The organism is Arenibacter catalasegens (assembly GCF_002909235.1).
GTDB lineage: Bacteria > Bacteroidota > Bacteroidia > Flavobacteriales > Flavobacteriaceae > Arenibacter > Arenibacter catalasegens.
In genome coordinates, this window is the sequence record NZ_PHQQ01000007.1 from 112,944 (window position 1) to 131,742 (window position 18,799).

Here is an 18,799-nt window from a genome sequence, read left to right on the forward strand (position 1 = left end):
GTATTTTTTTAGATTAAAAATTATTGTCGTCAACGTCTTTAATGAATTTGATCAATCCAGTGAAATAGGTCTTTTGGTCATCGTATTGCGATAAATGGCTGCCATTTGGGCATAATAAAAATCTGCCCTTTGGTAGTTCTTGGGACATCCATTCCATGTATTTCGGATCCATGGTATCATGTGTGGCACCGATAACCAAGGTAGGAACTGTAATGGTTTTTAATCTCTCGGAGACATCCCAGCCCTTTAAAGAGGCATTGCCGGTAACCCCAAATTCACTATAACCTTGCATAAAAACATAAATATTGGGGTTGAGGTGGGCCATTGCGCGATTAATGGATTCTGGCCATTTATTCATAGGCAATCTTAAAAAGTGTTCGGTATAGTAATGTTGCATTACGAGTTCCGAATATTTGGGATTCATAAAATCATCATTGGCCTCCATTGCCTTTATTTCCTTATAGACCTCAGGAGGTAATTGTGGCCCCAGCACTTCAGCAGCATATTTCTCATATTCTGGTATGCTGGCCATCATATTGGAAATAATAAGTCCTTTTAAATTATCTTGATATTTCAAGGCGTACTCCATCGCCAAAATACCGCCCCAAGATTGCCCAAGAAGGTAAAAGTTGTCTTTATTAAGGTTTAGTGCTTTTCGAACTTGCTCCACTTCCTCAACAAAATGATCTGTGGTCCAAAGAGTGGAATCATTTGGTTTGTCACTGTAATAGGAGTCCAATTGATCGTAATAAATATATTCAATTTCTTCTTTTGGTAAATAACCATCAAAACATTCAAAAAATTCGTGTGTACCACCTGGACCCCCATGAAGTAATAACACCTTCATTTTGGGATTGTTGCCTACCCGTTTAGTCCATACCTTAAAAATTCCTTTAGGGGTATTGATGGCTATCATATTGATTCCGCCTGTAAATTGATCTTCGCTATTGGAGTAATCCATATAGGTGGATGTGGGCTCCGTTTCCATTTTTGATTCTTGTTTTTCCGCACAGGAAACTAAAAAAACAAGAAAAATGTTCGTGATTAAAAATACTGTTCTCATAACTACAACGTATTTTTATTTTATAGCTATCGCCGCACTTGTTGGACCTTTCAACGGCATTAATGAAGTTGATTTAAATCCTGCCTCCAGGGCCATTTTATTAAAATCGGAAGCAGAGAAGTCATAACCTTCAGCCGTCTCAATAAGCATGTTCAGGGACATCAAAAGCCCAAAGGCATTTTTACTTCTTTCATTATCTATAATATTTTCGATTACAACAAAGGCACCTCCTTTAGGTAGGGCATCATATGCTTTTTTTATAAGGGCCTTTTTATCCTTGGTACCCCAGTCATGTAAAATGTTACCCATGGTAATGATATCCGATTTTGGAAAATCATCAGTAAAAAAATCTCCTGATGTGATTTTCACCTTATCCTTTAAACCCATATTCTGGACGTTTTCCTTTGCAATGGGCTCTACCTGGGGCAGATCCATGGATGTACATTGCATATGTTGATTGTTCATGGCTACGTGAGCCGCTAAAAATCCTCCCGCCCCACCAATATCGCAAAGGGTTTTGTAATTCGAAAAATTAAATGCCTTGGCAAATTCTATAAAATTTCCCATTTGTACCCCGGCCATTGCTCCAACAAATTCCCGAAGTTTTTTTGGATCTGCATAAACCGCTTCAAAAATGGGTTTTCCACCATTTTTGGTTTCATTTTGCGGCAAGCCCGTTTTTAGTCCATCCTCCAAATTGTTCCAAAAGGGGTACAAACGGTTGTTGCACATTTCCAAAATTCCACCTATGTAGGTAGGTTTGTTCTTGTCCAGAAAGAAATCGGCATCCTCTGCATTACCGTAAAGAGCACTTTCTTTTAATCCCTTTCTTTTCAAAAAGCCCATCGCTACCAAGGCATCCAAAAAATCATATAGGCTTCGAGAGTGCAAACTTAGCCTGGATTGAATGTCTTTACCAGATAATTCCCGTTTCGCCAAAATGGTAAAAAGGTCCATATTTACTGCTGTAAGCAAGGTTTTGGTGCCAAAAAATCCGGTACCGACCTGCATAATTTTTGAAGGGTCCAATGTTATCTTTTCTGCTGTTTCCATGTTACAAAGTATTTAGATTAATATGTCAGTTGTATTTTTTAAAAGTTGGTAATCACTACTAAATATGTCATGTATTTCTGCTGAAATTTTCAATTCATCAACTGTGACACCACAATTTTTGAATATCATTTTTAAATCCTGTGCCTTCTTGTCTTTCCAAAAAGCGGCTTTTGTATAGCCAATGGCACACACTTGGTTATTTTGTTCAAAAACCTGACTGTGATAGACCCATTTGTCATCCCATCCTTCCAGGATAAGGGTGATTTTGAAAGTTGACCACATTTTTAATGGTTTTTTGTAGATAATTTTTTGAGACCCTAATACCGCATACATCCCTTTTTTTACAGTATTCTCAAATAGTTTTGAGCGAAACATTTTCTCAAATCGAATGAAGTCCATGTAATAAGCGTACTTGGCATTGGACATATATCTGAAGGTGTCGCAATCTAAAATACTAACCCTTTGTTTTCTAGTTTGATTAGATGTCAGATCAACTTCCTTCCAAAATAATTTGGAACCTATAAAAATGTATAGTAGCTGTAACCAATAATAGACCATTAAAAATTTGTTGATTTTCGATTATATAAGTTTATTTTTATCGGCCAACGTTGCTTGGTTTTCGACATTCCCGTTTATCCTTGTTTTTTCTATTTATAGACTGCATCATTAAGTTGTTTAGTATCCACATATTGCTGAAAAGCAATCACCTTTCCGTCATGAAGCGTCCAAAGATGGGCCGCCTGTGCATCTATAAGAGCTCCATTTGTCTTTAATTTGGCATTGTATCTCAGGGTAGCCAGCACTTGGTTATTACTCATTTCGTGAAGCTCAATATCCGTAAGGTTAAAGTATTCATGTTCCGCTCCTAGGCGCGCAAAGACCCCATTGACTACGGCATCCGGTCCTTTATAGGGATTTCCGTCCGCAAGTTCATTGCCTTCGGCCTCGTTCCAAACAATATTGGCATCCATTGCAGCTAGTACGGTAGGAATGTCGCCCACAGCGAAGGCTTTGTAAAGACCGTCGATAATATTCTCATTATCAGGGTTGGAAAGCAAACCCAACTGTTGCAGGAACACCATATTGTCCATAAAATCTTGTTCTTGGGCTATCTTGCCATTTTTCATTTTCACCAGAGTTACTCCATCCACGTTTACGCTTTTTCCCGTTGGCGGAATTCCAAAAAAATCATCGGTATGGGTTCCCTTAAAATTCCAATATTTTACAATTTTATCGCCCTGCCCGAAGACATCCATGATAGTGAAGTTGACCTCAGAAAATCCGGTAAGGTAATTTTGATAGTAGGCCTTAAACCCTTCAATGCCTATAATATTTTCGGGAGTGGAAATGAGGGTTATGTTGGTGTCAAAATTCTTGTTGTTGATTTCGTCAATTTTTCCTTGATTAATAATTTCGTCCCATACCTGGGAATACATTTTAATGTCCTTTTTGATGTTGCTTTTTTGAGCAATTCCCGGAGCGGAAATAAATAGAATTACTAACACCAATAGAATAGTGTTAGTAATTGTGTTATTACCAATTATGTTGGGTTTTTGTTTATTTTTTGAAATCATAATGGTTTAGTTTAAGGGTTGTAGGATTATCTGGTTTACCATGTATATTAAACAGACTAGGCCACTATAGTTTATATTTTTTCTTTAGTTAATACTCGAATCTTCTTTTTCCCATTTTCGTTTAATTCGGAAATGGTCAATCTAGTGGTGTTTAAGGATAAAATTTCAAAATGATAGCTCAACTTACGTTTTGTGTCAATACCGGGAAGGGTAAAGGTATTGTCTCCCAAATAATTGAAATTGACACCATACAGCTCGTTTTTCATCCAAAGAGCATTGTCCTTATTAAAGAAGACTTTTTTTAGAAGCTTTTTATCGTCGGTATAAACGCCAACCAATTTGTCAATAGCAGCCGATTCGGGACTTAGGTTTTGTGACATATTTACGTCAAAGACAACTTTTTTGCTGCCATTGTTCAAGCGTTCCACACTCAAAATCCTTTTTTTTGCAGTTGGGGAAGAAGCGGATTCGTCTTTGTCTAAATAGTCATCACCAATAAAATAGAGTTGTGTTACCAAGGGTTGATAGCCGGTTGCAGATATCATCATATGAAAATGCGCGGGCCGAATAGTTCCATCACCCACGTCATAAGGTACCGGTAGAATGGTATTGAAGTTATAATTGCCATTTGAATCGGAATAGGTAGTGCCACGATAACGATAATCCTGGGAGGTGTTATCGTAAACACCCCGTGCATCGCAATGCCATAGTTCTATTTTGGCCTTAGGGTAGGGGGTCGTACAGTCGTTATGGTTTATTTTCCCAATGAGTTCAATAGAATCTCCCATTTCACCTTTAATGGATAGACTATTGCGCAGTGGACTATTGGGTCTATAAAACGGACCCAATATATCGGTTGTCGTTTCGCAATCTCCTACATAACTATGCCCATCAAACCGAACAAAACCAGAGGTACTTATTGCAATGGCAAACAGAGCCGTATTATTGACAAAAGTTCTTCTTTCCATTTTATAGTTGATTTAATAATTTTAACTATTATGTAAATTGATTCAGAACATTTAGATTATCATTACTTAAGAGCTGGCATGGTATATCCTAACTGTTCGTAAACTACTAGGTTGTCATAAAAGGCATCTTCACGAACGGCTTTTCCAGAGGTGTCGAAAAGCCAGACACTAATTCCTTGGGTTTTAATTTTTTTGTTGGTAGGTGCATTTCCCATGAATTCTCCTTTATTGGTGCCAGTACATGTCCAGTTTATATAGGCCTTGTTGCCGGATATTACCGTTTTGTCCAGGCTTACCTTAAAGTCAGGAAAGGCAATGTGATAGACTCCCATAAAGTCGCCATAATCCGATTGTTTTTTGGCGATGGTGACCCCGTTGGCCGTTCTTGTGACATTTTTAGCCAAATTACCATACATTAATTCCTTATCATTTGTATTCCATGCTTTGATGACATTGTCCATAGTAGCCTGAATAGCTTTTTCATCGGCAGACATGCTGTTTTTCATTTCCATTTCCTGAACGGCCAGAACCACTTCCGTGGGATCCCACATCCCAACTTCTCGAACAATTTTACCATCTGCGAAACGAAATGTTAGATGTATAGGGATATTCACCACTTGACCATTACCTGCAAGTGTGCCTTGCCAGTCTAACCAACAATTTACCCATGTCTCCCCATCATCCGTGAGCACCATTTCATATTCTTGGTCTTTATCAAGGAAACTCCTTTGAGAGTAGGTCAATTCCGTTTGTTTATGAAAAGCCAAGGCCTCCTCGGGCGTTAAGGGAGATTCTTTTGAATTATAATAAGTCTTCGAGGTATCGGCATAGATACTGGAGTCATATGTTTTATTATTGTAATTGTCGATTAATTTCTTTACTGTATTGATTTCCGGTGAACTTTGTGTGTAACGTTCCGGTTTTTTTTCTTGACAGGCCGTTATAAAAGCTATTGCGAGCCCAATAATTAGTAATTTTTTCATGATGCTTTCATTTTTTGTTTGGACCTGACGGGATTAAAGCTCCCGTCAGGTTTTGTGCCAAAACTATTTTTTGGTTAATTCCGGATTTTCTTGATATATCTCGTCGGAATGGGTTACCACGTATTTACTCCACGACTTAATAAATGCCAAGCGGTCTTCTTCCTTGGGCCATGCAGTTTTCATCAATTCATTCTGCTTATTGGATGCGGCTTCTATATCGTTCCAATTGGCATACTCACTAATTACAACCAAATCGCGTAAGTCGGCACCCGATATATGGTGGAACACTTTTTCACTGATAACCTTATCGTTTTTGAAGGTTATTTTTTCAGAAAATTCTTTTAAATGGGCATTGAGCTCTGCCCGAGATCCATTTTCAGGTATACTTAGTTTCCAGGTGGTTACAGTATAATAATGCCCCTCTTGTGCTGCTCCAGTAGTGGGAATAAAAAAGGCCATTACTATTAGTGTCCCAATAATTGATTTTAGTGATTTCATAGATTTTAGAGTTTCTGTTATTAATTGATTGTTAGTCAAATTGTACATTTATTTTCCCTTAGAGATATAATTTGAAGTGAACTTCACATCGAAATTGTATTGATACTAATTCAAACATTTATTTAAAACTTATAAAGCTGTTTGAAGGTGATGCTACTGCCCTGATGGCGCTACTACTTTTACAATCCGGTAGACAAAGCTGATGCGCTGATCAATCTCTAGTTCGCCAATCTCTGTAAGACCATCTGTTGGAAATACCGCATTCGGACCCCAAGTGGGATCTAGTGCTTCCTTTAAGCTGGAATAAAGGTCAAAAGAAATTGTGTTGGCCTGCATATTGGGACCGGAGGGGGTCAGTATTCTAGCATTTCCCCAGGCCTTCTGTTTCGTTTTGCCACTATTCATTGCTGATCCAATAAAAGGGCCCCAATGCTTTTCTTCCAGCTCGATCAAATTCCCGGGATTAGAGGCATTGTGATAAATAATTTTAACAAATTTATAATCCTTTTCTGGTATTGCATTACTGGCCTTGACCCATACTTCGGGTTTTACAAATATGGTATGGATTACCTTACTCATAGAAAAAGTTTCCATTTTATCCATAGGAACATCAGGCCAAACCCCAGATGGATCCCAGATATTTGCTGTCGCGTCAATGTCTTTAAAGGTATTGATGAACAAAATATTAGGAGAGTTGGGCTCATCAAAACCGCCGACCTTCTGAAACAGCCCCCAGAATATCAGATTCCCTTTGGATAAAGCATTTTCGGCAACTTTACTCCAATATTTGGTTTCCCTAGAAATGAATTCTTCCATTTGATCGGGTGCTACCTGTCTGTACTGATATACACTTATGCCCTTGTTGACGTCATCTTGGGCATTCAGCTTAATACTGAATAAAAAAACAAAAACCAGCATAAGTTTTGCTAATTTCTCCATGCAATGAATAGTTGTTTTCATAATGTTTGATTTTGCTGTTATTACTTTTTTGTCAAAAAAGCAGGCATGCTGGTTTTAGCGTTGGTTGGTATATTTTCTTTACTTAGTTGCTAATTCAAATTGAAAATTTACTTACTACGTATCACCTTATAGTTTTTTTACTAGAGCATGCCTGTTTATGTATTTAATTCGATGGCTTATAAGCAAGGTCTGGGTGCATTTCACCTGTCTCCGTTTCGTATTTCAGTACATAACCAAAGAGTTCTTCGAAAAGTTTTTTTCCTTCCTCCCCTAATAATGCTTCATTTGCTTTAGATTTCTTGGCATGATCCTCTTCGTCTACTGCGGAAATTACTGCGAGATAGTAATCTCCCATAGTGCCAAATCCATTGTGGTAAATACGATAGTACTCCTTGGATCCTTTTTTTGCATATAAGGCTTTTAACTCTTTAAGTTTTCCCTTAAGATTTTGGAGATTGCTGGGAGTTACATTTAAAAAATGCCATTTTCTGTAGTTTTGACCCTCAGTGGTAGTACTGATGCCTTCTGGCATATAGGTAAGTTCTTTGTTTAGATAAATTACATAATCGCCATGTTTGTCATAACATTCATTAAACCGCCTAAACAAATCTTTAAAGGCATCCTCTCCCATTTTATCAGATAAGGGCTCAAAGACGTTCTTATCCAATTCCGCCATATTTTCTATAGGTGAAATGTTGAAATATCTACCTGTAGAGGTGGATGCCACTTGCCAGCTAGCCCCTTCGAGCTTATGTTTTTTACATGCTTCCATAAAATCCTTGGATACCTCGTTGTATTTTTGGATCATGGAAGGTTTTACCTGGTCCTCGTGGACATAATAGGCTTGGTTTTTTTCACCTTGCGCCAATGCTAGGCTAGGAGTCAATAGCCCTAATAATATAATGACAAATGATTTTTTAAAGTTTCTCATAATTTTAAAGTTTAGTTAATAATGTTGATTTTAATATTAGTTTTATTTTTAGAAGGGAACATTTATTAAGTACCCTATTTAAGATTTGGAGCTACTAAGGTGTATCCCAATTGTTGCAGAAACTCCAATTCATTGTAAAAAATATCTTCTTGGTATATTTTACCCTCTTCATTAAAATAGAGATGTGAAAACCCATTTATTTTAACTTTTTTACCCGTAGCAATTACATCTGCAAATTGTCCTGTATGGGTTCCGGTGAAGACCCAGTTTACATATCCTTGATTTTCACAGACATTACTATTGCTCGTAAATATATTATGGTCGGGGAATCCAGTACTATATAGGCTTAGTCTTGCTTTTAATTCCGATCTATTGGTAACCACGGGAATTCCGTTCATATTTCTTATATAATTGTCTGTTACCAAGCCATTAATCTCTTCCTCATCCTTAATGTTTAAATAGGTGCCAATAGCCAACGCAAGACGGGCATTTTTATGAATTACCTGGTTTCCATTGTTTTCTGATTTTATGTCATTACCCACAGGTTTTTGGTTGTTTTTGCAAGAAATACAACCTATAACCATAAACATAAAAAGTATTATTGGTGATTTCATGCCGATATAATAACGCTCTACTTTAAACTAATTAATCGGATTTTATGCAGATAATCAATCCTTTAAGGACGGAGGCCATGATTTATTGTCCGAGCAGGTGGTTTTAATTACCTAATGAAATATGCAAATAATATTCGTATATTTAAGAACCCCTGCTTTTTAAAGTATTTGATAGTTTAAATAATGGGCAAACACCACTACATAGCAGTTTCCATCACTATTTTATTTAGTTCATTATTATATGGTCAACTCATAGATTTTGACAGGGATATTCCTTATCAAAAAGTGTTTGTGGATACCGACAATTTTGGAGCCTCCTATCTGGACCATTTGGAGATTTTTTATGAAAGTGCCCCTACGGATACCTTGCAATTTGAAATCCTGAATGATTTGGCATATTATTGGCATACGCGTAACCTAACAAAGGCTTTGAATTTTACTAGGGTAGGCTTAAAACGAACTATTGATCATAATAATAAGCTCTGGAATGGCCGATTTCAGATTACGCAAGGCGCCATTCTTCTGCGTATGGAAAAACTGGACAGTGCCCAAATAGTCTTGGAAGAAGCCAAAAGTAAAGTGTTGGCCAAGGATCTGGCTTTTTTAAACACCCAACTAGGTTATGTTTATGAACGTCGAGGGCGACTAGACCGGGCTGCCGATTATGCCATGGAAGCACTACGGTTAGGGGAGGAGCAAAATGACAAAAGGGCAATTGCCGTTGCTTATAGTGATTTGAGCAATATTTTTTGGAAACAGGCCAAATATGATAAGGGATTAAAATATGGTATCAAAGCCATTATCCTCTTTGAAGAACGTGGAATAATGGATTTGGATTATGACTTTACACTCTATGTTGTAGCCAACAACTACCTTAAATTAAATAGGCATGAAGAAGCACTAAAATATTTTGAACATTCTTTGGCTATTGGTGAACGATACGGTTTTTATAATAATTTAAGTGATGTTTATATTTCTCTTGTGGATTTGTACGCATATTTAAACGAGTACAAGAAAGCCGAAAATGCCGGACTTAATGCCATTAAATATGCCGAGTTGTTGGATAATGATTTTATGCTGATGCGATCATGGCTATCCATCGGGAAATTGCAGAATTTGCAGGGAAAATATAAGAATGGTATAGAAAGTCTTCAAATGTCACTTAATGTGGCTACCTCTGATTTTGGGGATGAATTTTATTTGAGTCAGGCATATGAAGCCTTGGGAAAAGCTTTCGCGGGGGACCATAATTACATGGAAGCTTACAAGGCATTTTCAGAATATGACGGCCTTAAGAAGGAAATTTTCACAGCAGAATCCGATCACCGTATTGCCTTATTGCAAACGGAATTTGACGTTGCACAAAAAGAGGACACTATAATTCTTCAGCGGGGAACGATAAAAAAACAACAGAGTAACCAGACTTTGACTTCCATAATCACTGGATTATTATTGTTTCTCTTGGTCTTGGGAGTTCTGTCTATTAGAAATAACCGAAGAAAAAACATACTACTACAGCATCAAAATAAAGAGAAGGAATTCCTGATAAAGGAAATACATCACCGGGTTAAAAATAATATGGAAGTGGTCTCCAGTTTGCTTTCACTACAATCTACGCATATAGACGACAAAAAAATAAAGGAAAACATGCACCAAATCCAAAATCGGATTCAGAGTATGAGTATGATTCATCAAAATTTATATCAGGGAAAGAATTTGGCGACTATAGAGATGAGGAATTATTTTAAAATTCTGGGTGATTATGTACTCCATTCTTACGGTGCAGAGCAAAGGATTAGCATGTTTTTTGACATGAAGAAGATCGAACTAAATGTTGACATTGCAACGCCTATTGGATTAATTGTTAATGAGTTGATTACAAATTCATTGAAATATGCTTTTCCCCACAATCTTCATGGTAAAATTACCATATCCTTGGAGCAGAAGACCACTCATTTAGAACTAAAGGTTAACGACAATGGCATTGGTTTCACAGAGGGAAATAAGGCTAATGGCACCGGTTTTGGGACCCAGTTGATAGCACTTTTGACCAAGCAATTGGACGGTAAAATGGTGTTAAGACAAAAGAAAGGAACTTCAGTATCCTTTGAATTTCAACATCACAAAGCAGCCTGATTATGAATCAAACTACCCGTATTTTAATTGTTGAGGATGATATGATCATCGCTGCAAATATTTCTGTACAACTCACCAATTTGGGCTATGAAGTAATCGGCATTGAAACTAGAGGGGAAGAGGCTATTTTACATGCTTCGGCGAACACTCCGGATATTATTTTATTGGATATTAACCTGAAAGGAAGGGTAAATGGTATTGAAGCGGCAATTCAGATTCAGAAATTCAAAAGAATTCCCATAATATACCTTACGGCCAATAGTGATGAAGCTACCTTTACCAAGGCTAAAGCTACACATCCATACGCGTTTATTTCCAAGCCGTTTAATAATCTGGATTTGCAACGTACCATTGCCTTAGTAGTGGATCAAATTAAGGAAAATAATCAGGATACCGAGGATATTCCTGAAAATTTCGAGGTCATGGTAGACCGAATCTTTGTAAGGCATAATGGGCGAATGGTAAAACTACTTCTCGACGAAATTCTTTATATCGAGGCCGATAGAAATTACAGTAATATCATCACATCAAATGGCAACTATCTGATTAGTACTACACTTAAGGTTGTGGGAAATGAAATTAAGAACCATATGTTTATTCGGGTGCATAGATCTTTTATAGTCAATATTTTTAAATTGGATGTAGTAGCGGATAACCATTTGGAAATTAATAGAAAAGTAATCCCTTTAAGTAAATCGTTCAAAGAAAATCTTCTTAAACACCTACATACTATATAAAATAAAAATGTCTAGGCTTTGGTAATTTTTTGCGTATCTACGGACAATAATGGCTTTGGTTCATCCTAATCTCCTGAATTTTACGGGATTTATTATTTTATTTGGGATAAGCCAACCTATGGTTCAAAGGAGCCATACCTCGGTATTTGGTTTGGGCTTTGATTATGAAACGGATTGAATAATTCGAAAGAGTAGTATTAACCAATAGCACCTAATTTTATGAAAAATTTATTAATTCTATTCGCTTTATTGATGGTGAGCAATTTGACTATTGCTCAGGAAAAACTATATCTCGTATTTGAATTCATGAAAGTGGATAACGAACAGGAAATGGAGTATAACGCCACAGAAGAGTTTTGGGAAAAAATTCAGGTGCAACGGATAAAAGCCGGTGATATTATGGGCTGGGACCTTTGGGCACTTAGTCCGGGGGGAGAACAGCAAGGATTTCAATACGTTACCGTCACCGTATTTAACGACCCTGTAAAGATGATGGATGGTAGTAGTTGGTCACAGCTTTTGGATAGGGCCAAAGCGGCTTATCCTAAAATGGCTGAAGCGGATATTAATAAAAAAATACAACATTCCTCGGCAACAAGGGATCTGGCAGTAAGAATATTTACGGAAGAAATTGCCACGACCAAAGGAGATTTTGATATGCCTTTGGGTACCGTGGCCCAGATAGACATGATGAAGGTAGACCTTATGAACTACGGTGCTTATGAAAAGGCAGAGATGGAAATCTTTCAACCAATTCACCAAAAAGTTGTCGACGCTGGAGAAAAAGCCAATTGGGGATTAATACGATTTATTAATCCTATAGGAAGTGATACATACGCTTCCCATATGACGGTAAGCATGTTTAAGGATTATAAGCAAGCCTTGAACCAAAATATCAATTGGGAAGAGGGAGCAACCCCGGTATCCACCAAAGCTATGGAAGTCGGCTTAGGGTTAAGGGACATGAAATATGTTTATATGGCTAATTTGATTAGAAAGGCACGGTAGTCTATTATCTTTTTTTGTCGAATTTTAAATTAGAAAAACCTGTAACGTTACGTTACAGGTTTTTCTGTTTATTGTGCCCAAAAATTCAGTTGTTTGGATTGGCGATTTATTAAATAGCCTGAACCTTCTTATTTTTTATTGTTATGGCACTTTCTCCTTTGCCTACAATAATAATATCGGCCATATCCAAGAATAGGCCAGTTTCTACAATACCTGGAATCTGTTTTAGGCTGCTTTCCAACAATGGCATATTCGTAATATGCGCTATATTAAGGTCTAGGATAAAATTACCCTCATCAGTGATAAAATTTGCACCATTCTTTTTTCTTAAATTAGGCTGAAGTCCTCTTTCTTTTAGTAACAGCTCTATTTTCTGGGTAGCCAACGGAATGGTTTCTACGGGTAATTTAAAAGCACCCAACCTTTTTACCTCTTTTTGTGAATCGGCAATGATTATGACTAAATCGGAATTATACGTCAATATTTTCTCCCTTAACAAAGCACCTCCACCACCTTTTATAAGTTGCATATAGGGGTCAAATTCATCGGCTCCATCAATATAGATATTAATAGCATTGACATTTTCCAAGGTAGTAAGCGGTATTTCTTTTTCAGTCGCTAATTTTTTTGTGCTTTCTGAAGAGGGTACTCCAACTATTTTTAATCCGTTTTGCACTAGTCTACCCAATTCATTTACCATGTGGGCTGCAGTAGAACCCGTGCCCAATCCTACAGTCATTCCACTTTTTACATATTTCACTGCTTCCTTGGCAGCTATTTGTTTTTCTTGATCTAAGTTCATTATTAAGATTTGCGAATGCGAATTATGTTTACTTTTTTAAATGTTTCATACAACCTGCAATTGCTTGTGAACCAGGGTTATTTCTTTTTTGTAATTCTTCCAATATTTTTGGATTGTCCTCTGGCCTTGTTTGCGACAACTTATAGGTAGCTTGAATATCAGTAATATTGATTTGGAACCCTACTATCCCCTTTATCTGCTTCATGGTATTTTTGGATAGGTCATTTATGGAAATCGGATTAGAAGATCCTTTTTCGTATTTGTCCACTAATTTATGAAGGGAAGCCAAGACGGCCGCCTCATCCAAAATGTTTATTTTTCCGTAAACATGAACGGCAATATAATTCCAGGTTGGAACTTCTTCCTCTTTGTACCACGAAGAGGAGATGTAACTATGTGGTCCGTTAAAAATAGTTAGAACTTCCTCATTATTTTTAAAGCCCTGCCATTGTGGATTAGCTTTAGAGATATGTCCCACCAAAATGTCCTTACCATCCCCATCCAGATCCAATTCCAGAGGGATATGTGTTGCCCAAGGCCTGCCATTGGTCTGGTTCACCAAAATACCAAAGCTGTTTTGTTTTATGAACTCCTTAACTTCTGCTAGGTCTTCATTTTTATAGTGGGATGGGGTATACATGTTAATAAATTAATTGGCGATGGTCATCAGAATCGGCAAGTGGTCGGAAACATGCTTGTTATTGGGCATTCTGTCATCAATATGGGTATAAGACAAGACGTCAACATTTTTCACAAAGAAATAGTCTATTCTATTTTCCATAATTCTGTCCTGGTTAAATCCATTAAAGGTGCCTATGGGACCATAGAAGGGTTGTTTTGATATTTCCATGGCGTCTGTCAGGTTCTTTTTTAAATATTGAATAGGTTCGGAGTCAGGTGTTAAATTTAAATCGCCCATTAAGATTACAGGTAGCTTAGAGGTGTTTATTTCATTTATTTTTTTATAAATGAGTTGAGCCGAATTTATCCTGGCCTGTACTCCCCTATGATCAAAATGGGTGTTGAATACCCAAAATTGTTTTTTGGTGTTTATATTTTGAAAGAGCGCGTAGGTGCAGATTCGTTCCAAGGAAGCGTCCCATCCTACCGATACTTTTTCGGGTGTTTCGGATAACCAAAAAGTATTCGTTTTAAGTATTTTGAATTTATCGGTATTATAGAATATCGCCGAGTATTCCCCTTTTTGTTTACCATCGTCCCGGCCGATGCCAACATAGGCATAACTGGTAAGGGCAGTATTTAAGTAGTCCACCTGATTATATAATCCTTCTTGAATACCTACTATATCGGCATCATAATGCTGAATTAGTTTTGCCAAGGAAGCTTTACGGTCATTCCAATTGTTGATCGTATCCCCAGTATTGTCATATTTAATATTAAAACTAATGAGGTTTGTAGTTTGGGATAATGAGGGAAGTGGAATAGTAAAAAGGACTAAACCTATTACCATGGCAGTAAATAAATTTTTCATATGATATTTATTCTTTTAAAAATGAATTGATTTAAAAGAATAAATATCTTGAATTTTTTAAATACCTGCTAATTATAGGGGATTTATATCACTAAATAACATGCCTAAATGCGGACTAAACTTAAAATATTAATCTCTTTTTGGCCTATTGTTCCTACTCCTATTCTGGTTGTTAGTTCTGCCACCTCTGGAATTGGTATGTCCCGTTCTTGGTTTTTGCCTGTTATTGTGATGTTTTTTTTCTTCTAAAGGCACCTCTTCAGATCCATCATCTACAAAAGGATGGTCCTTTATAACAGGGACCTGTTGATTTATAAGTTTTTGAATATCTTTTAGATAAGGCCTTTCTTCAGCATCGCAAAAGGATAAGGCAACTCCACTGGCACTGGCCCTTCCTGTTCTACCAATACGGTGCACATAAGTTTCCGGTACATTGGGCAAGTCGTAGTTGATAACCAATGAAAGCTCCTCAACATCTATTCCCCTGGCCGCAATGTCGGTTGCAATAAGCACCTTTAATTCCCCATCCTTAAAATCGCCCAGCGCCTTTTGTCTTGCATTCTGTGATTTATTACCGTGAATGGCATCGGCCTTAATATCGGCCTTGGCCAATTGCTTTACTATTTTATTGGCACCATGCTTGGTACGAGAAAATACAAGGGCCGAATCATTGGGGTCTTTTTCCAAAAGGTGGATCAATAAATTCGGTTTATTCTTTTTGGTAACAAAATAAACGCCCTGTTCTACTTTTTCCGCAGTAGCCTGTTGAGGTTTTATGGTAACACGATCAAAATCGCCCAAGATTTTCTTGGATAGTTCTACTATGGCCGGTGGCATGGTGGCGGAGAAGAAAAGGGATTGTCGATTGGAAGGTAGTTTGGCAATTATCTTTTTAATATCGTGGATAAAGCCCATGTCCAACATTTGGTCAGCTTCATCCAATACGGCGTATTTAACATCCCTTAGGGAAATAAATCCTTGGTTCATTAAATCCAATAACCTTCCTGGGGTGGCTATAACTACATCCACTCCCTTTCTTAGGGCATCTGTTTGTCTTCCCTGTTTAATGCCTCCGAAAATAACGGTGTTTCTTATTCCGGTAAATCGAGAGTATGAGGTAAAACTTTCTCCGATCTGGATGGCCAATTCCCTTGTTGGGGTAACCACCAAGGTTCTAATTTTTCGTTGTTGTTGATTGGCTTCCCGATCCATCGCCATTTGTTGAATGATGGGAATGGAAAATGCCGCCGTTTTACCGGTTCCTGTTTGTGCGCAACCCAATAGGTCCTTACCTTTAAGTAAAATGGGGATGGACTGTTCTTGTATTGGGGTGGGATTTGTATAGCCTTCTGCCGTTAGGGCTTTTAGGATAGGCTCAATAATACCTAAGTCTTTGAATGTCATGTAGTATGTAAAATAAGTGGCAAAGGTAGTGGATTAGTTTGGATAAACCGTTTAAATCAATAAATAGACCTAGAGTCCAGCGGCCGCAGCCTCAGCACAGCGCTCACCGTCCATGGCAGCCGATACGATGCCCCCAGCGTAACCGCCACCTTCTCCACAGGGAAACAGCCCTTTGATTTCCGGATGTTCCAAATTTTCCTTTCTAGGAATGTTTACGGGTGATGAGGTTCTGGATTCTACACCAATAACATTGGCCTCCGCGGTGTAATAGCCTCTCATTTTTTCGCCAAATGCGGTAAAACCTGAACGCAGCCTACTACCGATCAATTTGGGCAATAGCGAATGTAAAGGTGCGGATTTTAGACCAGGTTGATAAGAGGTCGGATTTAGATCTTTGGACAGCTTTCCTTCCACGAAATCTGTAAGTCGTTGTGCAGGAGCGGTTTGGTTTCGTCCACCTGAGGTAAAAGCCAATCGCTCTAGATCCTTTTGATATTCCAACCCTTTCAATGGGCCAAAGTGTTCATATTTATGGATATCTACATCCACATTGATCTCCACCACAATTCCTGAATTGGCGAATAAGTTATTGCGTTTGGAAGGCGACATACCGTTTACGACCACCTCCCCAGGAGCGGTTGCGGCGGGAACTATGAATCCTCCCGGACACATACAAAACGAATATACCCCTCTATCCTTAACCTGCTCTACTAGACTGTAGGAGGCGGCAGGGAGCAACTCGTTCCTGTCCCCAGAACAATGGTATTGAATGCTATCTATAATATGTTGTGGATGTTCTACCCGAACACCCATGGCGAATGATTTAGCTTGTAGGGCAATTTTTTTATGGTGTAACAAGTAATATATATCCCTTGCGGAATGGCCTGTTGCCAAAATAACCCTTTCTGCAGACAGTTCCCTGCCATCTCCCAAAACGATTCCTTTAATAGAATTATTAACGATCTTAAAATCTACTACCTTCGATTCAAAGTGTATTTCTCCTCCATATTTTAAGATGGTCTCCCTAATATTCTGTACTAATTGGGGTAATTTGTTAGTGCCTATATGTGGGTGGGCATCTATTAGGATCTGTTCTGTAGCACCGTGAAAGACCAAATTCTCGAATATTCTTCGTACATCCCCCCTTTTTAGGCTTCGGGTATACAATTTGCCGTCAGAGTAGGTGCCGGCACCACCTTCGCCAAAACAGTAATTAGAATCTTCATTTACCAAATGATCTCTGTTGATGGCTTTTAAATCGCGTCTGCGGTCCTTAACATTTTTCCCCCTTTCCAGGACTATAGGTCTATAGCCCAATTCTATACAGCGCAAGGCGGCATACATGCCTGCTGGACCAAAACCTATAATGTGAATTTCCTTGGCTTTGGAAACATCCTTATAATCAAAGTTATAATCATTGGTCTTAGGGCCTGGCTCGTTAATATAAACCGAAACCTTATAATTGAAGTATATGGTAGATTTCCGTGCATCGAGAGATTTCCGAAGCACTTTTATTGTTGAAATTTCTTGACTGGGGACTCCCAAATATTTTGCAGCTTTCTTTTTCAGGATATCTTCTACCGATTCTTCCATTAAAGTGGTCCTGAGCTGAATGTTTCTTACCATAGCGCAAAATTACTTTAATTAAAGTAATTATGTATTCAAAAAGTGCTTAGGCTTGTCCCTGAATTTTTGGATTCATTGAACTTCATATTCCTTTTTATAGGACATGGGAGTTCTTTTGGTAATTGTCTTAAACTGTTTGTTGAAATTGGACAAGGTTTGAAAGCCGCTATCATAGCAGGCCTGACCAACATTCATTTTGTCTTCGATCAATAGTTTGCAGGCATAGCCAATTCTAATCTCACTTAAAAATTCGGAAAAGGTCTTATTGGCGTGGATCTTAAAATACCGGCTAAAAGAGGTAGGGGTCATATTGGCCAAGGAAGCTACAGTGCCTAGCGCTATTTTTCCTTTAAAATTCTTCATTACATAAGCGTGTACATCATTCATTCTTTCAGTATCTCCCTCTTTTAAGGAGTTGGTATAGCCTGGGCTGGCCAATAGGGTAGTTTCCGTTGTGATGGACAGACCGTTTAAGATTTTAAACAATTCCAAAACACTGTCCATACCTTCAAGATGTATAAGCTTGTTCATCATAATTCGAATGGAATTAGCGGTTTTGCCCGTAATATCCAATCCCCTTAAGCTCTTTTGAAACAACTGCCGTAGTTTAATCATTTCTTCCTTTTGTAAAAGACTGCTGCCAATAAAATCCTCGTGGAAGTACACTACAATTCCTTCAGACCACGAATTTTTCTCTACCCTCATACCTTCATTGTCACTACGCCACATATGCGGTAAATTGGGACCTGTAAAGGTGATGTCCCCTTCCTTATAATGTTTTACGTGATCGCCTATAAACCGTGTGCCACTGCCTTTTAATACCAGAAATAGTTGATATTCCGGATGAAAATGCCAAATAGGGTCAAAATTGGGTTGTCTCAATATTTTGGCAATAAAGGCATGGGAGTTTGGAATGGGTGATTTTTGTAAGGCAGATTTCACTTAGAGAC

At 38.0% G+C, this 18,799-nt stretch carries 19 protein-coding genes; 3 read left to right on the forward strand and 16 right to left on the reverse strand.

The window, feature by feature from the left end:
* Positions 1 to 13: 13 nt before the first annotated feature.
* From CWD90_RS07885 to CWD90_RS07930, 10 genes are all read right to left on the reverse strand, one after another.
* On the reverse strand, positions 14 to 1,063 hold the full coding sequence (locus CWD90_RS07885; protein WP_103475396.1) for a proline iminopeptidase-family hydrolase: 1,050 nt from the start codon (positions 1,061 to 1,063) through the stop codon (positions 14 to 16).
* Between the two features lie 15 nt (positions 1,064 to 1,078).
* On the reverse strand, positions 1,079 to 2,116 hold the full coding sequence (locus CWD90_RS07890) for a methyltransferase (RefSeq protein WP_103475397.1): 1,038 nt from the start codon (positions 2,114 to 2,116) through the stop codon (positions 1,079 to 1,081).
* 12 nt (positions 2,117 to 2,128) lie between these two features.
* Positions 2,129 to 2,674: an acyl-CoA thioesterase gene (locus CWD90_RS07895; RefSeq protein ID WP_103475398.1), complete on the reverse strand. Its 546-nt coding sequence runs from the start codon at positions 2,672 to 2,674 to the stop codon at positions 2,129 to 2,131.
* Between the two features lie 89 nt (positions 2,675 to 2,763).
* On the reverse strand, positions 2,764 to 3,690 hold the full coding sequence (locus CWD90_RS23185; RefSeq protein ID WP_192877999.1) for an ester cyclase: 927 nt from the start codon (positions 3,688 to 3,690) through the stop codon (positions 2,764 to 2,766).
* Between the two features lie 71 nt (positions 3,691 to 3,761).
* The gene (locus CWD90_RS07905) at positions 3,762 to 4,658 is read right to left on the reverse strand and encodes a dioxygenase family protein (RefSeq protein ID WP_103475399.1); all 897 of its coding nucleotides are present in this window, start codon (positions 4,656 to 4,658) and stop codon (positions 3,762 to 3,764) included.
* Between the two features lie 62 nt (positions 4,659 to 4,720).
* The gene (locus CWD90_RS07910) at positions 4,721 to 5,641 is read right to left on the reverse strand and encodes an ester cyclase (RefSeq protein ID WP_103475400.1); all 921 of its coding nucleotides are present in this window, start codon (positions 5,639 to 5,641) and stop codon (positions 4,721 to 4,723) included.
* Positions 5,642 to 5,704: 63 nt separating this feature from the next.
* Positions 5,705 to 6,139, reverse strand: coding sequence for a hypothetical protein (locus CWD90_RS07915; RefSeq protein WP_103475401.1), 435 nt, complete (start codon positions 6,137 to 6,139; stop codon positions 5,705 to 5,707).
* 153 nt (positions 6,140 to 6,292) lie between these two features.
* Entirely contained in the window at positions 6,293 to 7,099 is an 807-nt protein-coding gene (locus tag CWD90_RS07920; protein ID WP_103475402.1) for a hypothetical protein, read from the reverse strand.
* Positions 7,100 to 7,262: 163 nt separating this feature from the next.
* Positions 7,263 to 8,030 (reverse strand): hypothetical protein, encoded by a 768-nt coding sequence (locus CWD90_RS07925; RefSeq protein ID WP_103475403.1) that lies wholly within the window; start codon positions 8,028 to 8,030, stop codon positions 7,263 to 7,265.
* 74 nt (positions 8,031 to 8,104) lie between these two features.
* Positions 8,105 to 8,644, reverse strand: a complete 540-nt coding sequence (locus CWD90_RS07930; RefSeq protein WP_103475404.1) for an ester cyclase — start codon at positions 8,642 to 8,644, stop codon at positions 8,105 to 8,107.
* 183 nt (positions 8,645 to 8,827) lie between these two features.
* On the opposite strand from CWD90_RS07930, the gene CWD90_RS07935 reads away from it, so the two are divergent.
* The 3 genes from CWD90_RS07935 (at position 8,828) to CWD90_RS07945 (ending at position 12,525) form a co-directional block, all read left to right on the forward strand.
* Positions 8,828 to 10,780, forward strand: coding sequence for a histidine kinase dimerization/phosphoacceptor domain -containing protein (locus tag CWD90_RS07935; protein WP_103475405.1), 1,953 nt, complete (start codon positions 8,828 to 8,830; stop codon positions 10,778 to 10,780).
* Between the two features lie 2 nt (positions 10,781 to 10,782).
* Positions 10,783 to 11,517: a response regulator gene (locus CWD90_RS07940; protein ID WP_103475406.1), complete on the forward strand. Its 735-nt coding sequence runs from the start codon at positions 10,783 to 10,785 to the stop codon at positions 11,515 to 11,517.
* A gap of 219 nt (positions 11,518 to 11,736) precedes the next feature.
* A complete protein-coding gene (locus CWD90_RS07945; RefSeq protein ID WP_103475407.1) occupies positions 11,737 to 12,525 on the forward strand; it encodes a hypothetical protein in 789 nt (262 codons plus the stop codon).
* A 109-nt stretch (positions 12,526 to 12,634) separates the two neighbouring features.
* Here the strand turns inward: CWD90_RS07945 and rpiA are convergent, their stop codons facing one another.
* The 6 genes from rpiA to CWD90_RS07975 all read right to left on the reverse strand — a co-directional run bounded on the left by rpiA (position 12,635) and on the right by CWD90_RS07975 (position 18,791).
* Positions 12,635 to 13,327, reverse strand: a complete 693-nt coding sequence (gene rpiA / locus CWD90_RS07950) for a ribose-5-phosphate isomerase RpiA (protein WP_103475408.1) — start codon at positions 13,325 to 13,327, stop codon at positions 12,635 to 12,637.
* Between the two features lie 28 nt (positions 13,328 to 13,355).
* Entirely contained in the window at positions 13,356 to 13,967 is a 612-nt protein-coding gene (locus CWD90_RS07955; protein WP_103475409.1) for an FMN-binding negative transcriptional regulator, read from the reverse strand.
* 9 nt (positions 13,968 to 13,976) lie between these two features.
* Positions 13,977 to 14,819 carry an endonuclease/exonuclease/phosphatase family protein gene (locus CWD90_RS07960; RefSeq protein WP_239986485.1) on the reverse strand — a complete coding sequence of 281 codons (843 nt, stop codon included), beginning with the start codon at positions 14,817 to 14,819 and terminating at the stop codon, positions 13,977 to 13,979.
* A 129-nt stretch (positions 14,820 to 14,948) separates the two neighbouring features.
* The gene (locus tag CWD90_RS07965) at positions 14,949 to 16,223 is read right to left on the reverse strand and encodes a DEAD/DEAH box helicase (protein ID WP_103475410.1); all 1,275 of its coding nucleotides are present in this window, start codon (positions 16,221 to 16,223) and stop codon (positions 14,949 to 14,951) included.
* A gap of 69 nt (positions 16,224 to 16,292) precedes the next feature.
* Entirely contained in the window at positions 16,293 to 17,849 is a 1,557-nt protein-coding gene (locus tag CWD90_RS07970) for an NAD(P)/FAD-dependent oxidoreductase (RefSeq protein ID WP_103475411.1), read from the reverse strand.
* Between the two features lie 72 nt (positions 17,850 to 17,921).
* Complete coding sequence (locus tag CWD90_RS07975; RefSeq protein WP_103475412.1) at positions 17,922 to 18,791, reverse strand: AraC family transcriptional regulator; 870 nt, start codon at positions 18,789 to 18,791, stop codon at positions 17,922 to 17,924.
* Between the last annotated feature and the right edge of the window lie 8 nt (positions 18,792 to 18,799).

Coding starts and splice junctions, on each gene's coding strand:
- CWD90_RS07885 (WP_103475396.1), bottom strand. CDS start 1,063: ATGAGAACAGTATTTTTAATCACGAACATTTTTCTTGTTTTTTTAGTT.
- CWD90_RS07890 (WP_103475397.1), bottom strand. CDS start 2,116: ATGGAAACAGCAGAAAAGATAACATTGGACCCTTCAAAAATTATGCAG.
- CWD90_RS07895 (WP_103475398.1), bottom strand. CDS start 2,674: ATGGTCTATTATTGGTTACAGCTACTATACATTTTTATAGGTTCCAAA.
- CWD90_RS23185 (WP_192877999.1), bottom strand. CDS start 3,690: ATGATTTCAAAAAATAAACAAAAACCCAACATAATTGGTAATAACACA.
- CWD90_RS07905 (WP_103475399.1), bottom strand. CDS start 4,658: ATGGAAAGAAGAACTTTTGTCAATAATACGGCTCTGTTTGCCATTGCA.
- CWD90_RS07910 (WP_103475400.1), bottom strand. CDS start 5,641: ATGAAAAAATTACTAATTATTGGGCTCGCAATAGCTTTTATAACGGCC.
- CWD90_RS07915 (WP_103475401.1), bottom strand. CDS start 6,139: ATGAAATCACTAAAATCAATTATTGGGACACTAATAGTAATGGCCTTT.
- CWD90_RS07920 (WP_103475402.1), bottom strand. CDS start 7,099: ATGAAAACAACTATTCATTGCATGGAGAAATTAGCAAAACTTATGCTG.
- CWD90_RS07925 (WP_103475403.1), bottom strand. CDS start 8,030: ATGAGAAACTTTAAAAAATCATTTGTCATTATATTATTAGGGCTATTG.
- CWD90_RS07930 (WP_103475404.1), bottom strand. CDS start 8,644: ATGAAATCACCAATAATACTTTTTATGTTTATGGTTATAGGTTGTATT.
- CWD90_RS07935 (WP_103475405.1), top strand. CDS start 8,828: ATGGGCAAACACCACTACATAGCAGTTTCCATCACTATTTTATTTAGT.
- CWD90_RS07940 (WP_103475406.1), top strand. CDS start 10,783: ATGAATCAAACTACCCGTATTTTAATTGTTGAGGATGATATGATCATC.
- CWD90_RS07945 (WP_103475407.1), top strand. CDS start 11,737: ATGAAAAATTTATTAATTCTATTCGCTTTATTGATGGTGAGCAATTTG.
- rpiA (WP_103475408.1), bottom strand. CDS start 13,327: ATGAACTTAGATCAAGAAAAACAAATAGCTGCCAAGGAAGCAGTGAAA.
- CWD90_RS07955 (WP_103475409.1), bottom strand. CDS start 13,967: ATGTATACCCCATCCCACTATAAAAATGAAGACCTAGCAGAAGTTAAG.
- CWD90_RS07960 (WP_239986485.1), bottom strand. CDS start 14,819: ATGAAAAATTTATTTACTGCCATGGTAATAGGTTTAGTCCTTTTTACT.
- CWD90_RS07965 (WP_103475410.1), bottom strand. CDS start 16,223: ATGACATTCAAAGACTTAGGTATTATTGAGCCTATCCTAAAAGCCCTA.
- CWD90_RS07970 (WP_103475411.1), bottom strand. CDS start 17,849: ATGGTAAGAAACATTCAGCTCAGGACCACTTTAATGGAAGAATCGGTA.